Annotated in this window: 14 protein-coding genes; 8 read left to right on the top strand and 6 right to left on the bottom strand. The window is 64.7% G+C overall.

Features of this window, described 5'->3' with window-relative positions:
• On the top strand, nt 1–344 hold a 344-nt coding region (locus B3547_RS17065; protein WP_414690576.1), incomplete at its 5' end, for an AMP-binding enzyme.
• Nucleotides 334–2,343, top strand: coding sequence for an alpha-glucosidase (locus B3547_RS17060; RefSeq protein ID WP_292965006.1), 2,010 nt, complete (start codon nt 334–336; stop codon nt 2,341–2,343). The genes B3547_RS17065 and B3547_RS17060, both read left to right, overlap by 11 nt.
• 158 nt (nt 2,344–2,501) lie before the next feature.
• Here B3547_RS17060 and B3547_RS17055 read toward each other — a convergent pair whose 3' ends face one another.
• A complete protein-coding gene (locus B3547_RS17055) occupies nt 2,502–3,014 on the bottom strand; it encodes a hypothetical protein (protein ID WP_292965003.1) in 513 nt (170 codons plus the stop codon).
• 250 nt (nt 3,015–3,264) lie between these two features.
• Between B3547_RS17055 and B3547_RS17050 the strand changes: the two genes are divergently transcribed.
• Entirely contained in the window at nt 3,265–3,798 is a 534-nt protein-coding gene (locus B3547_RS17050) for a hypothetical protein (RefSeq protein ID WP_349676501.1), read from the top strand.
• Here the strand turns inward: B3547_RS17050 and B3547_RS17045 are convergent.
• Nucleotides 3,789–4,415, bottom strand: a complete 627-nt coding sequence (locus B3547_RS17045; RefSeq protein WP_190287245.1) for a TetR/AcrR family transcriptional regulator — start codon at nt 4,413–4,415, stop codon at nt 3,789–3,791. The two genes, B3547_RS17050 and B3547_RS17045, sit on opposite strands and share 10 nt — an antisense overlap.
• Before the next feature lie 111 nt (nt 4,416–4,526).
• On the opposite strand from B3547_RS17045, the gene B3547_RS17040 reads away from it, so the two are divergent.
• Together B3547_RS17040 and B3547_RS17035 are read left to right on the top strand one after the other, a co-directional pair.
• The gene (locus B3547_RS17040; RefSeq protein ID WP_125953526.1) at nt 4,527–5,798 is read left to right on the top strand and encodes a cytochrome P450; all 1,272 of its coding nucleotides are present in this window, start codon (nt 4,527–4,529) and stop codon (nt 5,796–5,798) included.
• 15 nt (nt 5,799–5,813) lie between these two features.
• Nucleotides 5,814–5,993 carry a rubredoxin gene (locus B3547_RS17035; protein WP_125953525.1) on the top strand — a complete coding sequence of 60 codons (180 nt, stop codon included), beginning with the start codon at nt 5,814–5,816 and terminating at the stop codon, nt 5,991–5,993.
• A 41-nt stretch (nt 5,994–6,034) separates the two neighbouring features.
• Here B3547_RS17035 and B3547_RS17030 read toward each other — a convergent pair whose 3' ends face one another.
• Complete coding sequence (locus B3547_RS17030) at nt 6,035–6,937, bottom strand: LysR family transcriptional regulator (protein ID WP_292964993.1); 903 nt, start codon at nt 6,935–6,937, stop codon at nt 6,035–6,037.
• 106 nt (nt 6,938–7,043) lie between these two features.
• On the opposite strand from B3547_RS17030, the gene B3547_RS17025 reads away from it, so the two are divergent.
• Nucleotides 7,044–8,063, top strand: coding sequence for an alpha/beta fold hydrolase (locus tag B3547_RS17025; RefSeq protein WP_292964990.1), 1,020 nt, complete (start codon nt 7,044–7,046; stop codon nt 8,061–8,063).
• Between the two features lie 89 nt (nt 8,064–8,152).
• Nucleotides 8,153–8,947 carry a haloacid dehalogenase type II gene (locus B3547_RS17020; RefSeq protein ID WP_292964987.1) on the top strand — a complete coding sequence of 265 codons (795 nt, stop codon included), beginning with the start codon at nt 8,153–8,155 and terminating at the stop codon, nt 8,945–8,947.
• 167 nt (nt 8,948–9,114) lie between these two features.
• Here B3547_RS17020 and B3547_RS17015 read toward each other — a convergent pair whose 3' ends face one another.
• Nucleotides 9,115–10,389, bottom strand: a complete 1,275-nt coding sequence (locus B3547_RS17015; RefSeq protein WP_292964984.1) for a cytochrome P450 — start codon at nt 10,387–10,389, stop codon at nt 9,115–9,117.
• A gap of 68 nt (nt 10,390–10,457) precedes the next feature.
• On the opposite strand from B3547_RS17015, the gene B3547_RS17010 reads away from it, so the two are divergent.
• Complete coding sequence (locus B3547_RS17010; protein WP_292964981.1) at nt 10,458–11,354, top strand: helix-turn-helix domain-containing protein; 897 nt, start codon at nt 10,458–10,460, stop codon at nt 11,352–11,354.
• A gap of 21 nt (nt 11,355–11,375) precedes the next feature.
• On the opposite strand, the gene B3547_RS17005 is transcribed toward B3547_RS17010, so the two are convergent.
• Nucleotides 11,376–12,599, bottom strand: coding sequence for a DUF1501 domain-containing protein (locus B3547_RS17005; RefSeq protein ID WP_292964978.1), 1,224 nt, complete (start codon nt 12,597–12,599; stop codon nt 11,376–11,378).
• A gap of 4 nt (nt 12,600–12,603) precedes the next feature.
• Entirely contained in the window at nt 12,604–14,223 is a 1,620-nt protein-coding gene (locus B3547_RS17000; RefSeq protein ID WP_292964975.1) for a DUF1800 domain-containing protein, read from the bottom strand.
• Between the last annotated feature and the right edge of the window lie 34 nt (nt 14,224–14,257).

Raw genomic sequence — 14,257 nt, 5'->3', positions numbered from 1 at the left:
AGGACGTGATCAAGTCCGGCGGCGAATGGATCAGTTCGATCGAGATCGAGAACATTGCGGCCGGCCACCCCAAGGTGGCGCTTTGTGCGGTAATCGGCGTTCCGCATCCGCGCTGGGACGAACGTCCGATGCTGGTCGCGGCGCTTCATCCCGGCGAAGAAACGACGGCGGAAGAGCTGCTCGCTACGCTCGAAGGCCGTATCGCCCGCTGGTGGATGCCGGATACGGTGGCCTTCATCGACGCGATGCCGCTGGGGGCGACGGGCAAGATCGACAAGAAGGCATTGCGCGCGCGCTTTGCCGCGATGACAGATAGCAAAAGGACTGCAAACCATGGCGCCTGACGCGCTCGATACCGGCTTCGAGATCCGCCTCGGCGGAACCACCATCCTGGCGCACGCGGCGGGGGCGCCCTGCATCGCGGTGGGGCGCGGGCAGGCGCATGTTGCCGCGCGCCGGGGGCATTTCGATGTTTCGCAGAGCGATGTCGAACGGATCGCGCTGACCCACGCCGAGGCCGATGGCGACCGCATCCGGTTGGCGGAGCACGCGGGTGGCCCGTGGCTGCTCGAACTTACCGTTTCCATCACCGGCGACGATGCGGTGATCGCGCCCAGGGCGCTCGATCCCACGCTCAACCGGCTGTGGTTGCGCGTACCGGCTGAGGCGGACGAACACGTGTGGGGCGGCGGCGAGCAGTTTTCCTATTTCGACCTGCGCGGCCGCCATTTTCCGCTGTGGAGTTCCGAACCCGGCGTCGGCCGCGATCCCGAAGCGACGCTGTTCCAGCAGGTGGAGGCGCTCGCCAAGGGTGGCGGCGGTACCTCTGCCCACACCAACTATCCGCAACCGACCTTCATCAGCTCGCGCCGCTATGCGCTGCACATCGACAGCTATGCCTACGCCGCGTTCGATTTTCGCGATGCTGCCTTCCACGAGGTCGAGGTCTGGGAGATTCCGGCCCGGATCGAACTGTGGGCGCGCCCGCGCTTTGCGGACATAGTAACCGCACTGGCGGATCGCTTCGGCAAGCAGCCGCCCTTGCCCGAATGGCTCTACAAGGGCGCGGTGATTGGGCTGAAGGACGGCGCGGAAAGTTTCACGCGGCTCCAGCGCTATGAGGAGGCCGGCGTCGCCGTCTCGGGCCTGTGGTGCGAGGACTGGGTGGGGCTGCGCATCACCAGCTTCGGCAACCGACTGTTCTGGGACTGGAAGTGGAACACCGAACGCCATCCCGATCTGCCCCGCCATATCGCGGAACTCCGGGAACGTGGCATCCGCTTCCTGGGCTACGTAAATCCTTATCTGGCGGTCGACGGTGAACTTTACGCTCACGCGGCGGAGCACGGCTATCTCGTCATGCGGCCCGATGCGGACGAACCCTATGTCATCGACTTCGGCGAGTTCGATTGCGGCCATGTCGATTTCACCAACCCGGCGGCGGCCGACTGGTTCGCCGAGGCCGTGATCGGCCGCAACATGCTCGATTTCGGGCTGTCCGGCTGGATGGCCGATTTCGGCGAATACCTGCCCGTCGACGTCCGTCTGGCCAATGGCGAAAGCGGGATGACCGCGCACAACCGCTGGCCAGCGCTGTGGGGCGAAGTCAACGCCAAGGGCGTCGCCGGGCGCGGCAGGACCGGCGACGTGATGTTCTTCATGCGATCGGGCGCTGCGGGCGTGCAAAGGCATTGCCCGATGCTGTGGGCCGGGGACCAGGCGGTGGACTTCAGCCGGCATGACGGGATCGGCACGGTGATCTGCGCTGCGCTCTCGGCCGGTCTGTTGGGCAACGCGCACCACCACAGCGACACCGGCGGCTATACCAGCCTGTTCGATACCACGCGTTCGCCGGAACTGGCGATGCGCTGGGCGGAAATGGCGGCCTTCACATCGATGATCCGCACGCACGAAGGCAACCGGCCGCGCGCCAATACGCAATACGACGACAGCCCCGAACTGCTCGCCCATTTCGCGCGGATGACGCGCATCTACGCGCATCTCGCGCCCTATCTGCGCACGTTGTCGCACGAGGCGGCGGACACGGGCCTGCCAATCCAGCGCCCGCTGTTCCTGCATTTCGAGGACGATCCGAAAACCTATGCCATCCAGACGGCCTATCTGCTCGGCCCCGACCTGCTGGTCGCGCCGGTGATCGAGCAGGGGAGGATGGACTGGACCGCCTATCTGCCCGCCGGCACCCGCTGGGTGCATGTGTGGAGCGGCGAACAGCATGAAGGGGGAAGGCACGTGACCGTTCCCGCGCCTTTCGGCCAGCCGCCGGTATTCTATCGCGCGGACTCCGCAGAGGCTGATCTGTTCGCGGCCATCGCGATGCTCTGACTTACGGAACGAGAGAGAGCATAGGGGGGCGGATTGCCAAATCCCGAATCCGCTCGTCCTTCGGCGGACTGAGGACGAGCGGGATTTCGTATGCCAAAGTCCACTATCGCGTCGCCTGCAGAGTATCCAATCCGGCGGGAAGGGCAGGTTAGCGGACGTTAGAACTTGACGCCGCACAGCGACAAGAAGGTCCTCACGCTCTGTCTGTCGGTATCGTTCAGACCAACTGCCATGGTATACCCAGTGGTAAAGACTGAGACCATCGTGGCCTTCGCTAAGGCTTTCAAAGCCTTGTCGTTTTTCTCGAAGCGGAGTGTCAAGTTCCAGCCTCGAATGGCATTAGGAGAAACTTCTGCGAGTTTGAAATTCGGCGCGTCTTTTTCACTCGTTGCCAGTGCCATCAGCGCTGCGCCTGGAGTTATAACGGAACCAGGCGTATCTCCAATTTTTACATTGGTTTGAAGATCAACAAGATCGGTCACTCCCAACTCGGTGAGAACGACATTTGTGGGATGGCATTCAAATAAATACGATGCTTGAGTGTCGCCCTTATAAACCAATTGCAAGTTGCTGGTTACCGGAGGCTGCTGGACTTCCCAGCCATCTGCGAGTGCAGGTGACACTACCCCCGTAGACAGAAAAAGTCCGAGCGTGAACATCCCTTTGGCCATTCGACCCACCCCTCGTTAAGTGCGAGCAGACGCTAAGCCAGGCGATCCAACATCCGCAAGTTCGTAGTGTTTCAGCGCCGAAGTCTGTCCAAGCCGCTAAAGTACCAACAATGTCACTCTACCAAGGCGCTTTGGTAAAGTGACACAGATGGAAAAAGTGCGGGGATCGAAAGGCGCCTGCACTTTCACGATTCACACGGAGTCCGCTTTGTGCTTGATTCGTTCCATGTTGGAATTGCCTTTCAGTTCGGTGCCCAAACCCGTTGCCGCCGCCAGCGAGCGGCCGCTTGACCTGCCCGGCATCATGCGCGCCATCGCCGATCATTCGGCGCGGCCACGCTATACCTTCATGGTGCTCGACTTGATCGCCCGCGCCGCCGGGCGGGGTGGCGCGGCTGGCCCTTATGTGCGCGAAGGGGAGCAGCTCGTGCCGATCCGCGAATGGCTGTCCGCCGCGATCGCACCCACCGCCGCGCGGCACCACTATCGCCGCGTCACGGTGGGCAAGGTGCGCCAGGCGCTGGAGGAGCAGGGGCAGTTGCCCGATGACGCGGCCGCATGCGAGCGCGTGGTGGAGGAGGAAATCGCCAACCGCCTGCGCGCGTCAGGCATGACGGCGGTCAGCCGCGCGGTGTCGGAACTGGTCAAGGCCGGCCTCGTCAAGCGCCACTATCAGGGGTATCGCGTCGATCACGAAAACCGGGGCGCGCAGCGGCTAGCGGTCTATACCGTGCCGCCGTTCGTCCGCGCCGTCCTCGACCGGGGCTATGCTGTTCAGCCCTGATCGCGCGCAACGCCCAGCGCGCCCTTGAGCATTACCGCCAGGTGCGTGCGGATCGGACCGCTCTCCATCTCGGTACCCATCGCCGCCTCGATCGCCAGCCCGGCCTGAAGGCTGCCCACCACATAGGCCGCCGTCAGCGGGTCCAGTGCTGCACTTATTTCGCCGGCCGCCTGGCCTTCGGCGATCATGGCCTGAAGCCTCTCGGCATAGCGGTCCTGCACCTCCTGAAACACCACCCGCGTTTCCAGCCGGTTGGCCAGCATGGCGCTAAACAGTACGAAATAGGCGCGGACGGAGATGTCGGTGGACATCAGGTCGGTGAACCGGTCGATCATCGTCAGCAGTCGGTCGAGCGGGCGGGAGACATCGGCCACGGCCAGATCGAGCTGGGCATGAACATGATCGGACACGCGCCGGATAACGGCTTCGATCAGGCCATCCTTCGATCCGTACTTGCGGCTGGCGAGCGCGCGGCTGAAGCCGGCCCGATCGCCCACGCGCTCCAGCGTGGCGGCCGTATAGCCATCCTCGGCGATGATCGCCGCCGCCGCTGCCAGCAGGCGGTTTTCCGAATCCTCGCTGCGTTCGCGCTGCGTCCGGCGCGCGGGACGTTCCACGTCGTGACTCTCCAATTTATTTGTTGACCAACAACCAACATAAAAATAGCTTTCCGGTCAAGATATACGAGTCTCCGCCCCGACGCGGAAAGGCAAGAGGAGAGGATAGCCATGGCGCTGGAACAGACGCTCGCGGAAACGGTCATCAACGCGCAGGCCTATGCCGACGGAGACAGGGTGGATGCCGCGTTCCGGCGTATCCGCGCCGAAGCGCCGCTCGACGTGGCGGAACTGGAAGGCTTCGATCCGTTCTGGGTGGTCAGCCGCCATGCCGACATCAAGGATATCGAGCGCCAGCCCGACCTGTTCCACAATGGCGATCGGTCAACTTTCATGTCCAGCCGGGAGAACGAGGCCAAGGTCAAGGCGCTGACCGGGGGCGATCCCAACCTGATCCGCAGCCTCGTTTCGCTGGACGGGCAGGAGCACAAGGACCTGCGCGGTATCCTGTTTCCGCACTTGACGCCCCGCGCGATCCGCCCGCTGGAGGAACAGGTCCGCAAGATCGCGCGCGAATTCGTCGATCACATGCTGGCGAAGGGCAGCGAATGCGACTTCGCGATGGATGTCGCCTTCCTTTATCCGTTGCGCGTGATCATGACGGTGCTGGGCGTGCCGCAGGAAGACGAACCGTTCATGCTCAAGCTGACGCAGGAGCTGTTCTCGAACGCCGATCCCGAACTGAACCGTTCCGGCAAGGAGCAGACGCCGGAGGAAATCCTCAAGTCGCTGTGGGAAACCACGATGGAGCTGGAAGCCTATTTCGGCGCCGTGACCAAGCGGTTCCGCGAAAACCCCAGCACGGAAGTGAACAGCCTGATCGCCAACGCCAAAGTGAACGGCGAATACCTCAACCACCGGCAGATCATGGGCTATTACATCATCGCCGCCACGGCGGGGCACGACACCACCTCCAACACCACGGCGGGGGCGATGTGGGCGCTGGCCGAACGGCCGGAACTGCTTGGGCAGATGCAGGCGGATCCCTCGCTTATTCCCGCGTTCGTCGAGGAATCGATCCGCTGGGTCGTCCCGGTAAAGCACTTCATGCGGTCGGCCGTGGCGGATTGCGAGATCGGCGGGAAGCGGATTGCCAAGGGCGACTGGCTGATGCTGTGCTACCAGTCCGGCAACCGCGACGAGACGGTGTTCGACGATCCCTTCGATTTCCGGCTGGACCGCGGCACCAACCCGCAGATCGCGTTCGGTTATGGCGTCCACGTCTGCCTTGGCCAGCACCTCGCGCGGATGGAAATGCGCATCCTGTGGGAAGAGCTGTTCACGCGGCTCAAGGCCGTGGAAATGGCCGGCACGCCCTCGCGCACGATTTCCAATTTCGTGTGCGGGCCAAAGCACGTGCCGATCCGCTTCACCGCGCAGTAAGGGAAGGGCAGGCGCATGGGCACCTCATCACGCCGCTGGCGTTGCCGGAGCTGCGGCTACATCTACGACGAAGCGCTGGGCCTTCCCGAACAGGGCATCGCGCCCGGCACGCGGTTCGAGGACGTGCCGGAGGATGCGTTCTACTGCCCCGACTGCGGCACCGAGAAGCAGGACTTCGAACTGATGGATTACTGAAGCGGGCACGCCTCCCCGCTCGGGCCTGCCGAGGATTATCCTTATGTATCCTGCGGTATCCTTGCCCGCAGGCGTGGCGCGGCGAAATCCCAGAACGCGCGCAGCTTCAAGGGCAGGATCGCCTGACCGGTGTGGACCAGGTGAACCGGCGAAGGTTCCGGCTCGAACGCGCCCAGCAGGCGTACCAGCTGCCCGGCCTCTATCGCCTCGCGCACCTGATAGCTCAGCAGCCGGATGATCCCCAGCGCGCCGCACGCCGACGCGATCGCCGCTTCGGCCGAATTGACCGAGAGGCGGGGCTTTACCGTCACGGCCTGAGCATCCTTGCCCCGGCCAAAGCGCCACACGTTCGTTCCATATATGCCGTCGAACAGCACGCAATCGTGCTGTGATACATCCTCGGGTGCGACAGGCGCGCCCCGCGCGGCAATGTAGGCAGGGCTGGCGCAGACCCGCCAGACCACCTCGCCCAGCCGCGTCGCCACCATCGTGCTGTCGGGCAGCGCGCCGATGCGCACGGCGGCATCGACGCGATCATCAATCAGGTTCACCACATAGTCGGCCAGCACCAGCCGCACGTCGATTTCGGGATAAGCCTGCAGGAATTCGCGCACCACCGGTTCGACATGGAGCCGTCCGAACATCAGCGGGGCGGTGATGGTCAGGTGCCCGCGCGGTGCGCGGTATTCGCCCATGGCCAGGCGCTCCGCTTCCTCGACGTCATCGAGAATGCGGCGGGCGCTGGCGACGTAATGCGCCCCGGCCTCGGTAAGCTGCAACCGCCGCGTCGTGCGTACCACCAGGCGCGTGCCGAGATGGCTTTCCAGATCGGAAATCTTGCGGCTGACCGTGGCCAGCGGCATGCCGAGGGCGCGGGACGCGGCGGTCAGGCTCCCGCCTTCGATGGCGGCCAGCAGCGTTCGCATGGCATCGAACCGGTCCATCAAACTCTTCCATAATTTAGAACAATGCTTCCTGAATTGGCAGGATACTCCATCATATCGGGATTACATAGATCATTCCCATCGCCCCTAGCCGATGAGGAATTCCATGTCTGATACTTCCCCGACAGCGTCCCGGATCGCCGGACGCATCGCTGGCGTCGCACTGACCGGCGCGGTTGCCGTGGCCGGCCTTGCCGCGCCCGCGCTGGCCGCCGGAACGCTCGAACACCCGATTACCACCGTCGCCGATCCGGCGCAGGTACGCTATGGCACGGTCCCCGTGGACGGCCTCAACATCGCTTACCGCGAAGCCGGAGACGCCAGCCTTCCCAAGCTGGTTCTGCTGCATGGCTGGCCGTCGTCCTCGCACCAGTTCCGCGATATGATCCCGCTGCTGGCACGCCGCTTCCATGTGATCGCGCCCGATTACCAGGGCTTTGGCAACAGCGACGCCCCCGATCCCGCGAGCTATGCCTACTCGTTCGAGGGCATTTCCCGCACGATCGAAAAGTTCCTGGCGGCCAAGGGCTTCGACCACTACGGCCTGTTCGTGCAGGATTATGGTGGCCCGGTGGGCTTCCGCATCGTTTCGCGCCATCCGGCGGCGCTGGACTGGCTCGTGGTCCAGAATTCGAACGCTTACGAGGAAGGCTTCTCGCCCGCGTGGGACGGCTTCCGCAATGCGCTGTGGGTCAACCGCAATGCCGACACCGAAAAGCCGCTGGCCGCGTTCAACACGCCGGAAGGGATCAAGGGCGTCTATCTCGCTGGCGCGGGCCACCCGGAGCTGGTCAGTCCCGATGCCTGGCTCAGTGACAGCGCCTTCGTCGCCCGCCCCAACAACCTGCGTATCCAGCTCGACCTTTTCTACGATTACCGGACGAACCCGCCGCTCTACCCGGCGTGGCAGAAGCTGCTGCGCGACCGCCAACCGAAGACGGTGATCTTCTGGGGCCAGCACGATCCGTTCTTCCTGCCTGCCGGCGGCGAAGCCTTCCTGCGCGATTTGCCCAAGGCGGAAATGCACCGGCTGAACGCGGGGCATTTCGCGACCGAGGACAACCTTCCCTACATCGCGGGGCACATGATCGATTTCTACGATCGGCAGGTCGCCAAGGCCCGCTGAGGCATCGTCCGGCCTTCGGGCCGGTGGCAGCCGGTGCTCCCCCTCCGCACCGGCTGCCCTGTTCCATGCGGAGCGGAGCAGGTCCCGAGATGAGCGATTTCCAACGGTTTCCGAAGCGCCGCCATTTCCTGAGCCTTGCGCTTGGCGGCATGGCCGCCTTTTCCGCCGTGCGCAGGGCCGTCGCGTCTCCCTTGCGAGGCGCGCCCAATGGGGAGGCGCGACCGATCCGTGCCCTTGCATTCGATGGCTTCACGATATTCGACCCGCGCGCCGTCTCCGCGGCGGTGGTGTCGGCCGTGCCGGACCGGGGCGCGGCTTTGGCTGCGGCATGGACCAACAAGCTGTTCGCGCTGTCATGGCTGGAAACGGCGGCAGGCCGCTACAGCGGGTTCGGGCGGTTGGCCGATGCCGCGCTGGATTTCAGCGCGCAAGCCATGGGCATCCCGCTGACGCCAGCGATCCGGCGCGATCTGGTGGCGGTGTTCGGGCAGCTTCCGGCCTGGCCCGATGCGGCAGCCGCGCTTGAACGGTGGCGCAGCGCCGGCATCCGTCTTGCCTTCCTGTCCAATCTCGAAGCCGAAGTGCTGATCGCGAACACGCGCCGGAACGGGTTGGGCGGTCTGTTCGAGACGCCATTGAGCACCGACCGGGTCCGGGCTTTCAAGCCATCGCCCTGCGCCTATGCGATGGGGCCGGCGCATTTCGGCCTGGCGGCGCAGGAGATCGGCTTCGTCGCGTTCGGAGGGTGGGATGCCTTGGGCGCGCGCTGGTTCGGCTACCGTACCGCCTGGATCAACCGCCTGAGCGTGCCGGAAGAAACGCTCTCGCCGCATCCCGACAGCGCCGGACCGGATCTTGAGGCTGTCGACCGGCTCGTCCGATAGCCGAAGGTATCGCTTGCGAAAAAAGAAAGGCCAGCACGAAGGCTGGCCTTGGAAAGTTTGGGAGAGGATGCCTGAAAGGCCCGTTCTCTAAAGCGGTCTGACCACCTTCCTGCAAGTGCGAAGAACGGGGTTCGGCTTGCATGAATTGCAAGTTGCTGACAACGGCGTCAGCCGCGCGTCAGCGGCAGGGCCTTGGGGCTGCGGAAATTGGACGAGGGCACCCAGTCCAGCACGGGTTGCGTCCGGGCAAATTCCGGTATCCGCGCCAGCAGTTCCTCGTAGGCGATCTGCGTCGCCAGGCGGCCGATCATCGAGCCGAGGCAGGCGTGAACGCCGCCGCCGAAACCCAGATGCCGCTTTGCGCGCCGGGTGATGTCATAGACATCGGGGTTATCGAACATGCGTTCGTCGCGGTTGGCGGCGCCATAGGCCAGGATTACGAAATCTCCGGCCTTCATCGTCTGGCCATGCAGATCCACATCGCGCGTCAGGCACCGCTTGAACCGCTGGGCCGATGTATTGAACCGCAGCGATTCCTCGATCGCATCGGGGATCAGCGCCGGATCGGCGACCAGCGCGCGCCGCGCTTCGGGATAGTCCGCCAGGTTCAGCCCGAACATCGCCATGAAGCCGGAAAGGCTTTCGATCCCGGCCATGATCAGCGTCGTCACCGTCAACTGCACTTCCCGGTCGAGCAGCTTCTCGCCGTCGATTTCGGCGGTGATGAAGTTCGACAGCAGATCGTCGCCCGGTGCCTTCTTGCGCGCCTGCACCAGCCGTTCGGCATAGTCGGCCATCCATCGGAACGCCGAGAGATGCGCCTCGGTCTTCTGCCGGGTGACGGGATCGGTCTGCACCATCAGCACCGCATTGTCGCGGACCTGGTCCGCCCCTTCGGCCGGAAGCGCGAAAAGGTGGAACAGGAGATCGACCGTTACCTTGCCGGTATAATCGTTGACCAGATCGAACACCGGCCTGCCTTCCAGCGCGGCCAGGTGCTTGCGGCACGAGGCGCGCGTCGGTTCGATGATGTGCTCAAGCGCCCGTTTCGTCACGGCGGACTGGATCAGCGCGCGCAGCCGGTCATGGCGCGGCGGATCGCTGCTGCCCAGCGTGGCCCCGGCACGGCCGGGAAACTCGTTGACCAGGTTTCCCTTGGCCGAACTGTAGGTGCGCCAGTCCTGCAGGGCGTTCAAGACGTCCTGATAGCGCGACAGCACCCACATTCCCGCCTCTTCCGACCAGAAGCAGGGGTATTCGTCGCGCAGCGTCTTGTAGGCGGGAAATGGATCGGCATCGATCGCGGGAGAATAAGGGTCGAAACGGAACGCCGCGCGCTCCATCACCGGGGCATCGTTCATCGCGCTATCCTCTCTCGGCAACTTCTCTCGTGCCTTGTGGCACAGGCCCGCATCATGCCCCGCGCGGATCGCCGCTGCCACGCAGCTTTACGGCAATTTCTTGCACTTTTCGCGCACTCTGGCCATCTTGGTGAAGGAAGGGGCCTGTCATGCGCGGCAAGGAAGTGAAGCGGTTCACGCTCTATGGCGAGGATGGCCGCACCATCGGTCCGGAGTTTGTCCATATCGAGCGGATTGCCGATCGCTCCAGCCTGCACGATTGGACCATCGCGCCGCACAGCCATCCCGGCATGGCGCAAGTGTTGATGATCGAAACCGGAACCGTCGATGTCGCCAGCGATGGTTCGGCGCGCAAGATCGCGGCGCCGGCCTGCATGATCGTGCCCAGCGGCTGTGTTCACGCCTTTCGCTTTGCTGTCGCGGCTGAAGGCTGGGTCCTTTCCATGGCCATCGCGCTTTTGCACGATCCGCGCATCGCCGGTCTGCTGGAAGGACTGGGTCTCGATGGCGGCGGCCTGCGCGTGATCCCGCTGGAGACGGAAGAACGGCAGCGCGCCCGGCTGAGCTGGCTGCTCGCGGATATGGCAGACCGGCTGGAGCAGGGGCTTCGCGCCACCCCGGCGCTGATCGCGCAGCTTGGCCTCGTTCTCGCCACGCTGGGCGAAACGCTGGCCGCATCCCTGCCACAGGATGCCGGAAAGGACCGCCGCGCGGTTCTGGTGGCCCGCTATCGTGGAATGATCGAAGCGCAGTATCGCGATCACTGGCCGATCGAGCGGTACGCTCACGCCCTTGGCGTCACCTCATCGACCCTGACGCGAGCGTGCAGGGCTGTCGTGGACAAGTCCCCGGGCGATCTCCTGCACGATCGCCTGGCATTGGAAGCGATGCGCTTTCTGGCCTTTACCGGGATGGGAATGGCGCAGATCGCGCATCGTCTGGGCTTCGAAGATCCCGCCTATTTCGCCCGGTTCTTCAAAAATCGCACCGGCGAAACGGCCAGCGCATTCCGCGCGCAAAGGGCGTGGGAAGGTTTGGAACGGTGATGGAATGGCACGGAGTGTCGGTTAAACAAGGCCCAGGTCCACCGGCGGCATTTCCGGAAAAACCGCAGCCACCTGCCCAGCGCTGAGGCCATAGAGCCGCGCGAAAATGCCGCCGAGCATCGCCCGGTAATCCGTCAGGACGGGGAAATCGCGCTGCTGGTTGAGCGTGTCGGCCGAAACGCGCACTTGCGGGCCGACCATGCGTCCGCCCCGCACATTGCCGCCCAGCACCCAATAGGTGCTGCCATGCCCGTGATCGGTGCCCTTGTTGCCGTTTTCGCGAAAGGTGCGGCCGAATTCGGAAATGACGATCACCGTGGTATTGGTCCATTGCGGCCCGCTGGCCTCAGCGAAAGCGGCCAGGCCCCGCCCCAGATCGCCGATCCGGTTGGCCAGTGCGCCATCGGCGGCGCCCTGGTTGGTGTGCGTGTCCCACCCGCCGACATCAAGGAACGCGAGGTTGAAGCGGTCCTGCATCAGCGCGGCGATGCGCCGGGCCTGCGCCTCGAAACCGCGCGGGTTGACCGCTCCGCGACTGGCCTTGACCATTTCGTCCTGCAACGCGCCATAGGCGTCTTCGCGCACGCTGAACCCTTCGGTCACCGCGACTTGCGGGGCCAGGGCCTGTGCCGTTGGCGTGGCATACATCGCCTCGATCAGCTTTTGCTGCCGCGCGTCGAAGCTGGGCTTGGTGACGGTGTTCACCGCCAGGTTGGGCACCTGGAGACTGGCCGAGTGGAACGCGATGGGCACCTGGTTGCTGAACGCGATCGGATGGCATCCTGCTACCGTGGCCGCAAGCCGCCCGAGAAAGCCCGAGCGATAGTCCCGGCTGCCCGCAAGGGGCTGGCCAAGCTCGATGGTATCCTGCGTCTCGAAGTGGCTGCGGCTCATGTCGTCGGTGCCGGCGAAGGGTACGAACGCCAGCTGGCGCTTCTGCCAGAGCGGGTAGAGGCTCTCCGCCAGTGCGGGATGCAGGCCCCAGTCGCCATCGAGCGGCAGCGCGGCCTTGGGATTGGCCGGATCGGGACGGGCGATCGCGATCGTGGGTCGCGCGGCGTAGTAGAAATCGCTCGACACGGGAACGACGATATTGGCGGCATCGTAAGCGCCGCGCAGAAACACCACGAGCAGGCGTTGAGATCCCAGCGCGGGCACCGCCAGAACGCGCGAACTGGCCATCAGCGCTCCGCCGGCCAGACCGGCGCCAAGCAGACCGCGGCGGGAAAACGGGAAGGTGGTCATGGTGCTATCTCCCCATGAAGTCGGGCGAGGCGAGGAACAGGATATTCCATTCCTGCGGGCTGGCGGCCTGCTCCAGCGCGGTACGCGTGGCTGGCGACAACTGCTTGTCCAGCCCGCCGTAATAGAGCGCGCCCTGCAGCACCGGAAAGGCTTGCCGCGGGGTGCTCGACGGCGCCTCGCCCTTGAACAGCCCGGCGGAGCCGTTGCCGATCGCCTGCGCGATCTCGAATCGTTGTTCGATCTGCCCCGGGCCGTTCCACGCGGTACGTTCCAGCGGATAGCCGTCCGGGGTAAGATGACCGTAGAAGGGCTGGCCCAGCCGGTTCAGCCAGTTCACGATCGGCTGCGTATTGGCGATCAACCGGTCGTCGTAGGCCATCCGCACCGCCGAGAGCACGAAGTGCTGCGGGTCCTTGAGCAGCGGTCGGGAAAGCGAGGCCCGAAACTCCGGGCTGTGGAACAGCAGGTCCAGCACGGCGGCGATATCGCCCCCGCTTTGCGCCCAGCGTGCCGCCATCCGCTCGATCAGCGCCTGCGGAGGGCTGTCGGCGACGAAATACTGCGCCAGCTGGCGCGAGACATGCCGGGCGGTGGCGGGCTGGGCGCACAGGATATCGAGCGCCTGACGCACCTCGTCATAGCCGGACCCTTTGATGACATGGCCGAGGAAGACCTTGTCGCCCATGTCGTGGCGGCCAGGATAGAAGGCGAACATTCCATCGCGGATCGCCGCGGGATTGGTAGGGCTCGGTCGCTCCGGCCGATCGGGGTTGACGATGCCCACGCCCGTCAGAATGCGCGCGAGTTCCTGCACGTCCTTCTGGGTATAGCCCGAGCCGACCCCCATGGTGTGCAGTTCCATGATTTCGCGCGCGTAGTTCTCGTTGATGCGACCCTTGGCGTTCTGCGCGTTGTCGAGATATTGCAGCATGGCCGGAGAGCGCAGCGTCGCCTCCAGCAGATCGCGGAACCGCCCCAGGGCGTGCGGGCGAATGGCCTGATCCTCGTAGTCCCGCACGAACAGCCGGATTTCAGCCTTGTCGGCATAGACGTTGAAGTGGTTGAGCCAGAACGCGGTGAGCTGCTCGCGCAACTGACTGGGCGCATAGAGCGCGCGCAGAAGCAGTCGGGTCTGGTCCTGCTTGAAGGCATCGCCGAGCAAGTCGCGACGTACTTCCTGCGGGGTGGGCGGGGCCGGGGGTTGCGTAGCCGTGGCACCGGATGGCCCGGCCTGCAACGGGTTCGGAGCGGCCGGACCGTCGGAGGCAACGCCTTGACCCGGCGGCGACATTGTCGCCTGCGCCGCCTTCGCCGCTGTTACCTGTTCGCGGAAATCGCGCACCAGAGCGACGGTGCTTTGGCCGCGCATCGGCAAGGCATCGACCATTGCCTGGGCTGCGGGGGGCAATCGTTCTGAAGCGGGTGGATGCAGCTCCGCCTGCAACCAGGCTTCCGCACCCATCGCCCGCATGCGCTGCACCTCGGCTGAGGTTGCCCCCCAGGTCAGCCGGTTGACCATGGCCAGGTCGAGATCGGGGGAGGGCTCGTCCTCGGCGAGCGCCGGTCTTGCGACCAGCGCCAGGGCAAGGGCGGCCAAACTCTGTCCCAGCAGCGGACGACGCATGGGCGGGCTCCGTTCGGTATCGTCACGGTTCCAT

It is taken from the genome of Novosphingobium sp. UBA1939, assembly GCF_002336885.1.
Lineage (GTDB): Bacteria > Pseudomonadota > Alphaproteobacteria > Sphingomonadales > Sphingomonadaceae > Novosphingobium.
The sequence above is the reverse complement of the archived record's forward strand: the minus strand, read 5'-3'. Positions and strand labels throughout refer to the sequence as shown.